The sequence below is a fragment of the Bacillus sp. SIMBA_074 genome, from assembly GCF_046534555.1.
In the GTDB taxonomy this organism is placed as follows: Bacteria; Bacillota; Bacilli; order Bacillales; family Bacillaceae_G; genus Bacillus_A; species Bacillus_A mycoides.
The window spans coordinates 111,787-125,601 of the sequence record NZ_JAWRYM010000014.1 but is presented as its reverse complement, the minus strand read 5'-3'; the positions used below and the strand labels follow the sequence as shown (position 1 = coordinate 125,601).

Genomic DNA, 13,815 nt, shown 5'->3' with positions numbered 1-13,815 from the left:
TCTCATTAACATAAGAGAATAGTAACGTGCTTTTAAGTTTAAGAATAGTCTAAATCCTTAAGTTGATGGATGTGGGGTGGTACCACATCACCATCAAGCTAAGAAAAGCAAATGCCAAAAACGAAAAAAATAAGCAGTTTTCTTTCAAAAATAGATAGAATTTTCAATCTGGGGTACAATAAAATTCTTAAGTTGTTGAGCATGGGGCTTGACCAAGATCCATGTAATTTGGGCGCTAATTTAAATACTAAAATAAATGCAATAGAGGTGCTAATTGCACCTCTATATTGTAAACAATTATACAGCAAAGTAAGAACATAAAAGAGTTGATTCCTTAGCTTATAGAAAATTGGCTTTTTGTGTAGCATCAGGTCGTTGTTTTTATCTAAAAAACTAATAATAGAAATAAAGTAAAGCTTATTTATGGCCTATTTTCTCACGTTTTTCGGCTGAATCCCATAAACTTTCATTGGTAGATAAGTCAAGGACTGTCCCGTAGCAGAAGCAGTTAAGTTTTTTTCTAATTCAAACCCTTCTACTGATTCGATAGAAGAAATTTTTTGTAAGAATGCCTCTAATGCAATTTTCATTTCTAATCGTGCAAGAGGTGCACCTAAACAAAAATGTGGACCACTTCCGAAAGTCAGGTGCTTTTTATTGTTTGAACGATGAATGTCTATAGAGAAAGGATCGCTATACATGTTTTCATCCATATTAGATGCACTCATCCAAGCAATGACTACGTCACCTTTCTTTAACTCAACCCCTAATAGATTATTATCTTGTTTGACCGTACGATCTCTTCTTGAAATATGAAAACGATATCGAAGCATTTCTTCAACGGCTTTTGGGACTAATCCTATATCATTTCTTAGTGTTCCATATAATGACTTGTCATCATAAAGCAATGAATAGAATGTATTGGCTATTGCGTGACTAGTTGTTTCAAGACCTGCCCCTAAAAGTAACATAGTTGTTTGTACAATCTCCTCATCCGTAAGTTTTTCCCCATCTACTTCCGCTTGAATCAAGTCAGAGATAATATCATCACAAAGATTCGAACGTTTGTGAACTACAATAGGATAAAGGTATTCAAAATATTCTTTCGCTGCCTTTTGTTTTTGTTGTTCAAGGTCTTCTAACCTTTCTTTGTCGTATGGGTGGAACAAAATATCAACCCATTCTTTAAATTGACCTTGACCTTGTGCAGGTACGCCGAATAAATTGGCAATTACTAGAGCAGGTAAAGGGGATGCCAAAGCTTCCACAATATTAATTGTAGAATTTTCTTGTATATTTCCTACAAGCTCCGTTGCAATTTGCTGAATACGAGGTTCCCACTCTTTTAAACTGCGGGGAGTGAAAGCAGCTGCCAATAAGGAACGTATTTTTCGATGATCAGGAGGATCCAGGAACGTAATCATTGTTATAGGTGAAGTGTTTTTTTGCTTTTTATTATCGCCGACAAAAATACCACTTCTAGGCCCTTGACTTGAAAAGAATTCATAATTGGTTAACACCTGTTTAACATCTGCATACTTAAACGCATTCCATGTATTCGTTTCTTCGTGATAATAAACAGAATGATTGTGAAGCATTTCTTTATACCACTTTAAAGGGAAAAACTCTTCAGTACGCGTCTGGAAATTAGGGATTTCTTGAATTGCAATAACCTCTTTATTCACTGATATTCCTCCTTAAAATTACAAATTGTATAAATCACTCTATAAATAGTCATATTTGGAGTACATCTCATTCCTAGCCAGCATAAGGATAGAAGCGATTTACTGCAAACATGTTGACTAACAATTGGTATAAATTGCTTCTTTTTTATTCAGAAATTCAAATGGTTTTAATTTGTTTTTAATTTCTCTGTCGTTACCATCTCTGCGGGATTGTTAGATTCTAATTCGGAAGCCTGTTTAACTTTCTTTATAAAGAAGGTAAGTAGTAATCCGATGATACCAATTCCAATGATGACAAGGTAGGCATCATTTATCCCCTGTATGGAGGCTTCTGTAACAAGCTCTTTTTGAGTCAATCCTTTAGCAGCTGCGGTAGGAATCAAATCCTGTAGATGTGATTTCGTACGGCTCGTCATCACTGTCACGAGAAGCGAAGTACCGACGGCACCGGCAACTTGACGAATCGTATTGCTTATTGCTGTTCCATGTGCATGTAACCGTTGTGGCAATTGATTTAGACCAGCAGTCTGTATAGGCATCATCATTAAGGCCATTCCAATGCGACGTCCTGTTGACATGAGAACCAAATAGGTATAACTAGTAGAGTCTGTCAGGTTGATAAAACCAATTGTTGTAATAATGGTAATTGTCATTCCAATAATAGCTAACCATTTCGCACCAAAGCGATCGAATAGCTTACCGGTAACTGGCATAAGGAATCCCATTACCAGCGCACCTGGAAGAAGCAGAAGACCAGACTCAATAGCAGTGTAACCACGCATATTCTGGAGGTATAACGGAAGTAACATCATATCTGCATACATAACCATAGTAACTGCGATATTAATGATTGTTGTTAAAGAAAACATATTGTATTTAAATACACGTAAGTCAAGCAATGGATTTTGTGATCTTAATTCCTTCCATGAAAAGAGTGTAAGGGCTAAGATACCTACAGTAATCGTACCTACTACCTCTATATCTGACCATCCAAGACTTCCGGCTTGGCTGAAACCATAAATTAATGAACCGAAACCAATGGTAGAGAGAATGACGCTTAGGATATTAAATTTTGTCTTGATTCGGTCGGATACATTTCGGAGATAAATGAATCCCAGCACAATAACAAGGACAGCAAATGGAATCATTCCGTAAAACATCGTTTCCCATTTGTAGTTATCAATAATGTATCCTGCAATTGTAGGACCAATTGCAGGAGCAAAAATGACAGCAAGCCCCACCATTCCCATAGCTGCTCCTCTCTTTTCGCGAGGGAAGATGGTCAAAATAACATGTGTAAGCAATGGCATAATGATTCCTGCGCCGGCTGCCTGAATCATACGTCCGGTTAACAAGACCGGGAATCCTGTTGCTACAGCTGAAACAATGGTTCCAGCTAGAAATATAAGCATGGAAGTTTGAAAAAGTTCACGTGTGGTAAACCGTTGCATTAAATAAGCGGTAATAGGAATCAAGACGCCGTTTACTAGCATGTAACCGGTTGTTAACCACTGGGCTGTTGTAGCCGAGATCTTAAATTCAACCATAAGTTCAGGAGTAGCGACACTCATGAGTGTTTGGTTTAATGTTGCAAGAAAAGCACCTAAAATCATAATGAACATAATAGGTCCTTTTTTTATCGAATTAGGGTCTGTTTTAGTCTGATTATGCAATTCTTTCATATCCTTTCTAACTTTAAAGTAGACTTTTTTTACAAAGTGTTGAATAATTTACACTATATAAATTACATTATTAAAGATTATTATGACAACAGACAATTTCCTAATAACTGTATATTAGTTAACACTTCTTGCGATTTCTGTTGATAAAATCGAAGATAATAGACAGAACTTAGAATGTTGTAAATTTCCAATTAATAGGAAGGGTGATTAGATATGAAAGACCATCCCAAGTCCCGTGTAGACCCCCGAGTCATTCGTACACGCCAGTTAATAAAAGAGGCTTTAATAGATCTTCTACAAGAGATGGAAATTAGCAAAATAACAGTTAATAAACTTGCAGAACGTGCGACTATTAATCGTGTTACGTTCTATCTCCATTATCGTGATATTCATGACATGTTGGAGAAAATGGCACAGGAAATGGTTGAGGATATTGAGAAGATAATGACGAGTACGGAAAACCTCTCAGATTCCTCTGAGGATATAGAATGGTTAAAACTCGTAGATCTACTTGAGTACATTGCTGACAATGCTAAATTCTATAAAGTAGTTCTTGGTTCTAGGCGAACACCGATTTTTACAGAACGCTTGTTAAATACACTTTCAGACAAAATAACAGAGAGAACAGAAAGTGACTCCTTTCTCATTACTAAAGATATTCCAAAAGATATTGCTATTTGGTACGGTTCCTCAGCTTTAATTGGAACGATTGTAAAGTGGTTACATAGGGATATGCCTTATACACCGCAATTTCTCGCCAAGAAGTTGTATATACTTTTTAAATCGAGTAATAAAGAAGTTTGAGTTAGTGTGGATTTAAAATCACTTACAGAAATCTGGAAGGTACAATCGCCTGGATCTCTCGAATGAAAAATTCATTTACGCCATATAAAGTTACGTTAAATTCGTGGCGTTTGGCCCCCACAAGATTAGCCAGCACTAATACCCAAAAACAAGGGGAAAATACAATAAAAAACACTAATCTTATGTAAGATTAGTGTTTTTTATTGTTGATGACCTACCGTTAAACTCTAGAAACAAAGTCATGAGGAGAATACTTTAAAATCTTAGCTTGATGGACAAGGGTATTCACTAAAATAGGTCGCCAGTCGTTACAGTCATAAACTCCTTAAAAAACTGTTCATAATTCATTTGTATTGCAATCCTATGTTTTGGACGGTTACCGAATGTTTCTGGTTCAAAAGTAGATCTAAAATCTCCTATACTTTGCCCTCGTACAGTATCAAGTACATTAACCGTCACTGCTGATTGATGGTACGTAAAAATATCATTACGATTAATCGCAACCAAAGTGAGCGCATCATGGACCGGGCTACCTTGTATTCCAGGAACTTTTTTTTGATAAAATTGATAATAGTAATAGTCTAAAAGAGGCTTTAAAAACTTAGTTTTTCCTTTAGAGTGAATATAATTGACCATTTCTGGTGTTACGATGGCCGATTGTGTAACATTCAAAGGATAAATTGATAGATTCTTTGCGTATCTCATTACAATATTGGCCGCTACAGGATCGCCATAAAAGTTAGCTTCGGCAATGGGAGTAACATTTCCTGGATATAGAAAAGCCCCTCCCATAATATAATAAGAATGTACATATTCCATCACATCTCCATAAAGGAGAAATAAAGTTGCAAGTGAAGTTAGCCTTCCGGTATTCACGATAATAAGTTCATTTTTATACTGCTTAATAAGTGCGAGAACCTCAAAAAAATTCTCAAATGTTTGAAGCTCTAGTCCTGGGTGAATGGGCCCTATCCCAAATTTACCGTGAACTTCTGGATAAAAATTTTCAGCTTCTGAAGACATGGAATGCTCAGCCCCACCAAAAACTTTTATATATTCTTTTCCTACACTTTTAAGCAAAAAGCGAACATTTCTAACAACTTCAGCTTGAGGTACGTTCCCATAGTCTGCAACAATTCCTATAACATCAATTTTATCTGTTAAATGTGCATATATGATAGCTATCGTATCGTCAATTCCAAAATCTCCAAAGAACAATACTTTTTTCCCCATACAATGTTTCTCCTTAATTTTACTAGCTTCTTAAACGAATTATAATTATGTATCGTGATATAAGATTGTCCCCATGTCTTTTTGTAGTACTGTGTATGAATGAATTCATTTAGTTAACATACACTTTCGCTAATAATGAACAAATTCCTTTTGTATGAAACGAAATAGTATATAAATACTGATCTTAACGCGTTTTTTCTGATATCCTATGCCCATCAGGTGGCCCTCAAAACCAAAAAAATGTATTTTCCCCTGGAGATGCCAATTTTCTCGTTTTGGGGTAATTCTGAATGCTTAAGTTGATGGGCATGTGTAAAGAAGGCCACTTTGATTAATCTTTATTCGAGATGCCTTCTTTTTGTTTGTAAAGAATCCCTTCATAAATTGTTGTTATTTTCATATAGTGAAAATAAGTTTTGTAAGAGTATGAAAATAACAAATTAATAAAAATCATTTGTATTTCATTGTAAATACGAAAGTAAACTTTTAAATAAAAATTTACCTTCAATGTCATATAAGAAGCATCCGTTACTTTAGAAACACTCCTATGAGATATAATTATTGATGGTGCTTTTTAGGTGATATACTGGAGGTAGATTACTCATCTAATGATGAAGGGAGGTTTACGCGTATGGAAGTAACATTTACAGTAAGTAAATGGGATGAAAAGCCAGTCAATGACACTAGAAAAGATTTCCCTATTAATATTGCCCATGTCGAATATGATATTGACGGTGAATTAAAAGGAAAAGCTTTTGTTGAATATTTATTATATTATTTAGAATCAACTATAGATGATGGTCACTTGGCTACTGCTAAAATTCCCGGATTTTTACATTTCGAAGGAGTTTATAAGGGAAAACGAGGGACATTTACAGCTATAGAGCAAGGGATATTTGATAAAGGAAATCTAGATTCCCCTGCAACAATCATCAAAGCTACCGGTGAATTAGAAAGCCTGAAAGGGTCCTATAATTATAAGTTTACAGGTCAAACCAGTAAACTTATTCTAGACTTTGAATTCTAACAAAATATCTTATAATTTAGCAAAAAGGGCATCCACTGTAATACCAGGAATGTCCTTTTTAAAACTAAATTATACCGAAAAACAAGACTCGAAATTTTCAATGGGAGGAAATGATATGAGGATCACGATACAAGAATATGTGGTCAATGAAATAGATTCAGGGCCATATGGAATAACCGTAGGAAAAGACGGAGCATTGTGGTTTACGGAACAGAAAGGGAATCGAATTGGTAGAATAAATGCTACTGGTGAAATAAATTCTTTTCCCATTCCGACAGCAAATGCAGGAGCTATGTCAATTATCTCGGACCAGACCGGTGACTTATGGTTTACGGAATATAACTCAAGCAAGATCGGTAAAATGTCGATGAACGGTCTTTTTGAAGAATATGTACTCCCTACAACGAACGCTGCACCTTTTGGCATAACGGAAGGCCCAGATGGAGCAATATGGTTTACAGAAATGAATAATGGTAGGATCGGAAGAATAACAAAGTCAGGGGAAATCACCGAGTTTGAATTGCCTAACTCTAAATCATTTCCCTCTTTTATTACTCTGGGATCAGACGGTGCATTATGGTTTACACAGAATCAGAACAATAGGATTGGGAGAATAACCACTAAAGGTGAGGTCAAAGAATATCCAATCCCAACACCCAACTCCGGGCCAGTTGGAATTGCGAGCGGACCAGATGGAGCAATATGGTTTGTGCAAATCATGGGTAATAAAATTGGTAGAATTACGTTCGAAGGTGAGGTCAAAGAATTTGTTATACCGACGCCGAACGCTCGTCCGCATGCCATAATACCCGGGAAGAACAGAGATCTTTGGTTTACAGAATGGGGAGGTAACCAAATCAGCCGTATTACAGTTGAAGGAGTTATTACGGAATATACGATACCTACAAATAATGCAGAGCCACATGGTATCACGTTTTGTCCGGATGGCGATCTTTGGTTCGCTGAAGAGTGTAATCAAATTGGACGTCTAACAATCATTACGTAATAGGGATATCGTCCATCGCTATCAAGCTCAGAAAAGTAAATATCCCCAAACGAGAAAATTGGCATCTCCAAGTGAAAATGTACATTTTTTTGTTACAAGTTAGGGGTAGCACAAACATAATATTCCAAGCTATAATTTGTTATTTAAGAGATTCAATTGTGAAGTAGGATAAAAGATTGGATTGTAAGTAGGAATTGAGGGTTTATATGGAAAAATCAAAAAGTAACCAAAATAATATAACTGCTGGCTTGTTGACCGTATATTTATTTGTATTAACATGGATTATACTCTTTAAAATGCAATTTTCATTTCAAGACTTGCGTCATTTCACGGATTTTAGGGGGATCAACTTAATCCCTTTTGCTGGTTCAGTTATTAAAAACGAGCAAATAGATATTGGTGAAATAATCTATAACGTATTTGCATTTATCCCATTTGGAATTTATATCAGTATGCTAAAACCAAGTTGGTCTTTCTTGAAAAAGATTGTACCAATAGCGGGAATAAGTTTGTTATTTGAAGTATTACAATTCATCTTTGCTATAGGAGGTAGCGATATAACTGACCTTATGGGAAATACATTAGGTGGAATTATTGGAGTTGGAATTTATATTGTATTTTGTAAGCTGTTTAGTACAAAAGCAAATAAAATCCTTAATGTTTTAGCTTCAATCGGAACTATATGCATTTTTTCATTAGTGTTGTTATTAATTATTGGTGTTATTAGGTACGGGAATTATGGCTAATAGATGAATTGAAACATCGGACATTATTAACGGAGCGTGGAGTGACAATGATTGTGAAATTTTCACATGTTGGGGCTGCACTTTTAGGAACTTTATACTGCAATCGGGCGCTTTAATGGAGCAACTAAAAAGCCTAATTTCTCATTTTAATGCTGAGAAATTAGGCTTTTTAATATTGGAATTTCCTTTACGCTGTACATCCGCATTTTCCTGACGCTACCCCATCGCTATTAAGCTAATAAAAAGAAATGCCCCCTAAAATGAAAAAATACGTTATTCTTTCTGTAGAATCATAGGAAAGGATGGCGTTTTTTATGTCTGTTTCTGTGTCTGACGAATTACAACTATTTGCTCAAGAGATTCAAAGTTTTTTATCTCCAAATACCTTACGGAATCTTGCTAGAGATGTTGGTTTCGTACAACGAACCAGTAAGTACCAAGCAAAAGATTTAATAGCTTTATGTGTATGGGTGAGCCAAAATGTAGCTATGACTTCTTTAACTCAATTATCTAGCTGTTTAGAAGCATCAACAGCAGTACTTATCAGTCCTGAGGGACTGAATCAACGATTTAATAAGGCGGCCGTCCAACTTTTACAACACCTACTAGCCGAACTATTAAGCAAAAAATTGACCTCATCTATGCCGATTTCTTCTCCATATACTTCTGTTTTCAAGCGTATTCGTATTTTAGATTCAACTGCATTTCAACTTCCAGATCCTTTTTCATCCGTTTATCCAGGTGCAGAGGGATGCAGCCATACAGCAGGAGTAAAGATTCAGCTTGAGTATGATTTATTAAGTGGACAGTTCCTTCATATTCATACGGGTCCAGGGAAACAACATGATCGAACCTACGGTTCCCTGTGTGTTCCAACTGTGACAGCGAATGATTTATGTATCCGAGATTTAGGGTATTTTCATTTGAAAGATCTTCAACACATACAAGATAAAAAGGCTTACTATATCTCTCGTATTAAATCAAATACACGTATTTATCAAAAAAATCCCACCCCTGATTATTTTCAAGATGGAAGAATAAAGAAAGGTACAGAGTATATACAGATAGATATGGAGGTCTTAATGAACTCTCTTCAACCAGGACAAACATATGAAATATCTGACGCTTATGTAGGAATGACTGATAAAGTATCAACTCGTGTGATTGTTCATCGGCTAACAAAAGAACAACAACAAAAACGATTACAAGATCAAGCTGTAAGAGAGAAAAAGAAAGGAATGAAGTATTCCCCTCGTAGTAAACGTCTCAGTGGTATCAATGTATATATGACAAACACCCCTACAGATATTGTCCCGATGGGACAAGTACATGATTGGTACTCTTTACGTTGGCAAATCGAGATTATATTTAAAACATGGAAATCATTCTTTCATATTCATCATTGTAAAAAGATAAAACGAGAACGATTAGAATGCCATTTGTATGGGCAACTGATTGCCATTCTACTCTGTTCTTCTACCATGTTTCAAATGCGGCAATTACTTCTTATAAAAAAGAAACGAGAACTGAGTGAATATAAGGCCATATATATGATTAAAGATTACTTTCTTCTTCTTTTCCAAGCTATACAGAAAGACACCCAAGAGCTATCAAAGATTCTAATTCGCTTGTTCAACCTCCTACAGCAAAACGGGCGAAAATCTCATAACAGTGGAACTTTCGCTCGTTTTTTTGTAGGAGGATAAACAGGAAAAGCAGGATCACTTGAGTTGGAAGCTTTTGATACAATCCGATATAGGCTTCGTGAATTTCATGGGTTTGCCCTGGTTGTAGCTGGAATGGATTTGGAAATTGTTACAGAAAAAAGACCCGCTATTCTTACAAATCTGGAAAATCGAAAATGGCTGTTTATGAAACTTTCTATATTTATACTTAAAGTTCGTGCTACTTCTTTATTGCATTAGATAGTAATGTAATTTATAATACGTTTAAATGATTAAATTCTTAAACGGAAGGTAATGTTAGCCAAATGAACTGTAATGATAAAGTAATGCATATTTTAGAAAATTTAAGACCATGTTTTCAAGGGTTGGGAGATCCAACTCGTCAGCAAATTGTATCACTTTTAATTGATAAAGATAGCTTGAATGTGACGCAAATTGCGGAGAATATTCCCATGTCAAGACCTACTGTATCTCATCATTTGAAAATATTGAAACAATCAGGGTTACTTCAAGTTCAGAAAAAAGGCACTGAAATGTATTATTGTCTTGAATTTAATGAAACAATAAATCTTTTAAAAGAACTTGTTTCTTTAGTTGAAGATGAATGTAAGAACTAGGTACTCATTTATAGTTTAGGGACACCTTTTGTCCCTTTTTTTAGCGATAATATGTTAAAAGGTTTAAGTTTTTAATCATTTAAACTTATAATCTCATACTAATTAAAATGGAGGTTTCAGATGAATAAAAAAACAGTATTAATTGTTGGTGGGTATGGAGTTGTTGGTAGTCAAATTGCTCGAATTTTACATGATCGACATCCTGATTTGGAAATTAGATTAGGAGGAAGAACCTTAGGGAAAGCGTTACCTTTTGAATCAGAGAGAGTAAAAATAGTCAAGGTAGACAACACAACAGATGATCCCTTAAGAAATTTGGATGATAATTTCACATTAGTTGTTAATGCGGTTAATGATCCTCAAGATAGACTACTCCTATCTGCAGTTCGAAAAAAAATTCCATTGGTTGACATTACTCGTTGGACTGAACGCTTTAAGAGTTCTATTGATCGATTAAAAAATGTTGAGGTGCAATCCCCTGTTGTATTAGCTTCAGGGTGGATGGGGGGGACAGCAGCCCTTTTTTCTAAAATTTATTCAAAAGATCTTCAAGAGGTTACGGTTGATATCAACGCACTATATTCTCTTCAAGACAAAGCAGGACCAAATTCAACAGCGTATATGGACCGGTTAACTATTCCGTTTGAAGTCAAAGCTCGAGAGGGAATGCGACAGGCTTATCCAATGACTAATCCAATCAAAGTCCGCTTTCCCAACGGTTATATAACCAAATGTTATCGTTTGGATACTCCCGATCACGTAACCCTGCCAGAATCAATTCATGCTGTTTCGACTAACTTTCGTATTGCTTTTGATAGTAAAATCTCTACATATGGACTGGTTTCTCTGGTGAATACAGGGATTTGGAAAATGATTAGCGGAGAAAAATTTACCGATTTACGTAAAAATATTCTCTATAAACCTGGAAGGGGAAGTGCACATAACATAGTTATTCACCTTAAAGGTTATGATGCTACTGGTGTATTGCATAGACGATGTGTGAACATATCAGATCCGTTAGGACAGACACATCTTACTGCTTTAGGAGCAGCTGTCCAAGCAGAGAATATTCTACAAACATCTGATATTGTGGTTCTGGATTCTAAAATTTACTTTCCAGAAAATCTATTAGATTTGGGTGTGAATGCATGTGCAATTTTAGACTTTTATAGAGAATATGGAGTTAATATTACGACAGAAAATATATAAAAGGTACCGTTCTATTCGTGTGACCCCTAGTACACATATGGCTATCAAGTTAAGAAATACAAATATATCCAAAAAAGAGAGGATATGCATCTTCATGAGAAAATGTACATTCTCTCTTTTTGCGGTGTTATAAAATTCTTAAGTTGATGGGTATGGGATAGCACCAACAAAACACAAATTTCGTACGCTACGACAGCGTAACGATTTTATGCTGCCCGTAAAAAACTGATTAGTGAGAGCTCATAATCTGCGGGGGAGGGAAACCCCCGCGAATTTAAGTTTCACTTTATAAAAAAGTAAGGGCCGGTACCGCTTGTTATTTGACTATTACTTTCCCATCCATTCCTTTCAAGTAGTGGAACCGACATATTAGTTCATATGTACCGGGAGTTTCAGGTTTTACGGTAATTGTTATTTCTTTTCCTGACGGGACTTCGGCGTCAATTCCGAGTTTTTTCACCGTAAAGGTATGTTCTCTATTTCCTTTGTTTTTCAATAGCAACGTTGTCGTTTTTCCAACCGGAACAGTGATGGTACTCGGATTAAAGTAATCATCATTCAATTCAACCTCAATAGGCTGTCTCACAGCGTCGGATTCGGCAAATACACGGAGCGAACCTAAAGTAGTCATAACTACAATCATCGCAAGTGAAATGATTAATCCAGTTAATAGCTTTTTCACAGACATTCGTAATCCCTCCTTTCCTAAGCACTAGTGTTTTCAAATTACTAAAATATTATCAATATAAATGGGGTTTAGGCGTGGCTTAAATAGTAATTCTTTCGGCAACTCATACTAACCAAGTACTAACTGGAATAGGATTTGGGTAAATAAAAAAAGCCTCCACTACTGTGGAAGCTTCTCCAAATGATGTGCAATATCAATATACATATCGGAATAAACCGAATGGATTTCATTACTAGGCGCAGCGTTAGAAGAGAAGTGGACGATTACCATACTTGCTTTCGGATCGATGTAAAGAGTTTGTCCGTAACTGCCTAACACTTCGAAAGCACCTTGTTCATTGTGCGGAATCCACCATTGATTATGATAAGAAATGGAAGCACCATGACCAATTGCGAGCTCACCTTCTTGTACATTTTTCACACTTTCTGTAATAGAAGAAGGGACGATTTGTTTTCCGCTATATTGACCATTATTTAATAGTAATTGTCCGAACCTCGCCATATCTCTAGCAGTTGCATTTAAGCCAGCGCTTGCTTGTTCTACTTTCGTTTCATCTGTAACATAATACGCGTTTTCTTCCATACCAATTTGAGACCAAATTCGTTCGCTTACATTTTCAGCTAACGATTTCCCTGTAATCGTTCGGATAATCCAAGCGAGTGTTTCAGTTGATCCGTTATTGTAAGAAAAAGCTGAACCAGGTGGTGCAGTTTCTTCTGCTTCTAGTAACATATCATAAATTTTCATAGGGCCCTCGTAGTTTTTTCCTCGGGGTAAAATATTACTAGCTAAATATAGTTGTGCATCTTGATTTTCTAGTCCTAGCTGCATATATCCGTGAGTAGGGTATTCAGCGGAAACTTGCATGTCCAGTAATTGCTGAAGTGTTGCTTTTCCAAACGGTGTATTTTTTAATTCTTTTATGTAAGTGTCAGCTGTTTTCTCTACATCAATAAGATTTCCTTCAGCGAGAGATTGTATGATTGCACCAGTAAACACCTTTGCTAATGATGCCATTCCATGAGGTTCACTCTCGTTATATCCATTGAAATATCGTTCATAAACAAGTTGACCATTATGTACAACGACAAAAGCATCTGTTTTGTTTTCGTCTAAAAGTTTTTTTAGAGGAGTCGTATTTCCAAATCTACGCTCCACAGCAAAATCGTCTAAGTTTTGTAACGCGGTAGGGAAGGGAGCAATTTGTTCAGGATTGTTTTTTACTTCATTTATTAAAGTGAATTCTTTCATATGTGTATACGACCAGCGTAAGTAAGGATCGTCTAACCAGTTTTCTTTTGTGACATTAGCTTTAGTGGGGGGCGTTTTATTATTTTTAAAAAAAGTAAACCCAAGCCCTGTAACTACGAATAGTAATACTAGTAACAGTAATAGCAGGGGAGATTTCTTTACATTCATATAGGTACCTCCTT

The 13,815-nt window shown here is 35.9% G+C and carries 13 protein-coding genes; 8 read left to right on the top strand and 5 right to left on the bottom strand.

Going from position 1 to position 13,815, the window contains the following annotated elements:
* Nucleotides 1-428: 428 nt before the first annotated feature.
* Both SB773_RS17045 and SB773_RS17040 read right to left on the bottom strand, forming a co-directional pair.
* Nucleotides 429-1,685: a cytochrome P450 gene (locus SB773_RS17045; RefSeq protein ID WP_131245459.1), complete on the bottom strand. Its 1,257-nt coding sequence runs from the start codon at nt 1,683-1,685 to the stop codon at nt 429-431.
* A 167-nt stretch (nt 1,686-1,852) separates the two neighbouring features.
* Complete coding sequence (locus SB773_RS17040; protein ID WP_165497883.1) at nt 1,853-3,367, bottom strand: DHA2 family efflux MFS transporter permease subunit; 1,515 nt, start codon at nt 3,365-3,367, stop codon at nt 1,853-1,855.
* A 213-nt stretch (nt 3,368-3,580) separates the two neighbouring features.
* Here SB773_RS17040 and SB773_RS17035 point away from each other — a divergent pair, with 213 nt between their 5' ends.
* On the top strand, nt 3,581-4,171 hold the full coding sequence (locus SB773_RS17035; protein WP_060752030.1) for a TetR/AcrR family transcriptional regulator: 591 nt from the start codon (nt 3,581-3,583) through the stop codon (nt 4,169-4,171).
* Nucleotides 4,172-4,459: 288 nt separating this feature from the next.
* Here SB773_RS17035 and SB773_RS17030 read toward each other — a convergent pair whose 3' ends face one another.
* Nucleotides 4,460-5,404 carry a nucleoside hydrolase gene (locus tag SB773_RS17030; protein ID WP_131245460.1) on the bottom strand — a complete coding sequence of 315 codons (945 nt, stop codon included), beginning with the start codon at nt 5,402-5,404 and terminating at the stop codon, nt 4,460-4,462.
* A gap of 631 nt (nt 5,405-6,035) precedes the next feature.
* On the opposite strand from SB773_RS17030, the gene SB773_RS17025 reads away from it, so the two are divergent.
* From SB773_RS17025 to SB773_RS16995, 7 genes are all read left to right on the top strand, one after another.
* Complete coding sequence (locus SB773_RS17025) at nt 6,036-6,431, top strand: DUF3224 domain-containing protein (RefSeq protein WP_410591043.1); 396 nt, start codon at nt 6,036-6,038, stop codon at nt 6,429-6,431.
* A 115-nt stretch (nt 6,432-6,546) separates the two neighbouring features.
* Entirely contained in the window at nt 6,547-7,437 is an 891-nt protein-coding gene (locus SB773_RS17020) for a Vgb family protein (RefSeq protein WP_060752034.1), read from the top strand.
* 206 nt (nt 7,438-7,643) lie between these two features.
* Nucleotides 7,644-8,183, top strand: coding sequence for a VanZ family protein (locus SB773_RS17015; RefSeq protein ID WP_060752035.1), 540 nt, complete (start codon nt 7,644-7,646; stop codon nt 8,181-8,183).
* Nucleotides 8,184-8,497: 314 nt separating this feature from the next.
* On the top strand, nt 8,498-9,889 hold the full coding sequence (locus SB773_RS17010; RefSeq protein WP_410591040.1) for an IS4 family transposase: 1,392 nt from the start codon (nt 8,498-8,500) through the stop codon (nt 9,887-9,889).
* 24 nt (nt 9,890-9,913) lie between these two features.
* The gene (locus SB773_RS17005; RefSeq protein WP_410591038.1) at nt 9,914-10,108 is read left to right on the top strand and encodes a hypothetical protein; all 195 of its coding nucleotides are present in this window, start codon (nt 9,914-9,916) and stop codon (nt 10,106-10,108) included.
* 65 nt (nt 10,109-10,173) lie between these two features.
* Complete coding sequence (locus SB773_RS17000) at nt 10,174-10,485, top strand: ArsR/SmtB family transcription factor (protein WP_002013825.1); 312 nt, start codon at nt 10,174-10,176, stop codon at nt 10,483-10,485.
* Between the two features lie 120 nt (nt 10,486-10,605).
* Nucleotides 10,606-11,694: a saccharopine dehydrogenase NADP-binding domain-containing protein gene (locus SB773_RS16995; protein ID WP_060749865.1), complete on the top strand. Its 1,089-nt coding sequence runs from the start codon at nt 10,606-10,608 to the stop codon at nt 11,692-11,694.
* Between the two features lie 316 nt (nt 11,695-12,010).
* On the opposite strand, the gene SB773_RS16990 is transcribed toward SB773_RS16995, so the two are convergent.
* On the bottom strand, nt 12,011-12,382 hold the full coding sequence (locus SB773_RS16990) for a cupredoxin domain-containing protein (RefSeq protein WP_410591035.1): 372 nt from the start codon (nt 12,380-12,382) through the stop codon (nt 12,011-12,013).
* A gap of 159 nt (nt 12,383-12,541) precedes the next feature.
* The gene (locus tag SB773_RS16985) at nt 12,542-13,801 is read right to left on the bottom strand and encodes a serine hydrolase domain-containing protein (RefSeq protein ID WP_410591033.1); all 1,260 of its coding nucleotides are present in this window, start codon (nt 13,799-13,801) and stop codon (nt 12,542-12,544) included.
* Nucleotides 13,802-13,815 lie beyond the last annotated feature (14 nt).

Bases quoted from the DNA above. Each gene is read 5' to 3' on its own strand.
- SB773_RS17040 (WP_165497883.1), bottom strand. From the start codon at position 3,367: ATGAAAGAATTGCATAATCAGACTAAAACAGACCCTAATTCGATAAAA.
- SB773_RS17035 (WP_060752030.1), top strand. From the start codon at position 3,581: ATGAAAGACCATCCCAAGTCCCGTGTAGACCCCCGAGTCATTCGTACA.
- SB773_RS17030 (WP_131245460.1), bottom strand. From the start codon at position 5,404: ATGGGGAAAAAAGTATTGTTCTTTGGAGATTTTGGAATTGACGATACG.
- SB773_RS17025 (WP_410591043.1), top strand. From the start codon at position 6,036: ATGGAAGTAACATTTACAGTAAGTAAATGGGATGAAAAGCCAGTCAAT.
- SB773_RS17020 (WP_060752034.1), top strand. From the start codon at position 6,547: ATGAGGATCACGATACAAGAATATGTGGTCAATGAAATAGATTCAGGG.
- SB773_RS17015 (WP_060752035.1), top strand. From the start codon at position 7,644: ATGGAAAAATCAAAAAGTAACCAAAATAATATAACTGCTGGCTTGTTG.
- SB773_RS17010 (WP_410591040.1), top strand. From the start codon at position 8,498: ATGTCTGTTTCTGTGTCTGACGAATTACAACTATTTGCTCAAGAGATT.
- SB773_RS17000 (WP_002013825.1), top strand. From the start codon at position 10,174: ATGAACTGTAATGATAAAGTAATGCATATTTTAGAAAATTTAAGACCA.
- SB773_RS16995 (WP_060749865.1), top strand. From the start codon at position 10,606: ATGAATAAAAAAACAGTATTAATTGTTGGTGGGTATGGAGTTGTTGGT.
- SB773_RS16990 (WP_410591035.1), bottom strand. From the start codon at position 12,382: ATGTCTGTGAAAAAGCTATTAACTGGATTAATCATTTCACTTGCGATG.
- SB773_RS16985 (WP_410591033.1), bottom strand. From the start codon at position 13,801: ATGAATGTAAAGAAATCTCCCCTGCTATTACTGTTACTAGTATTACTA.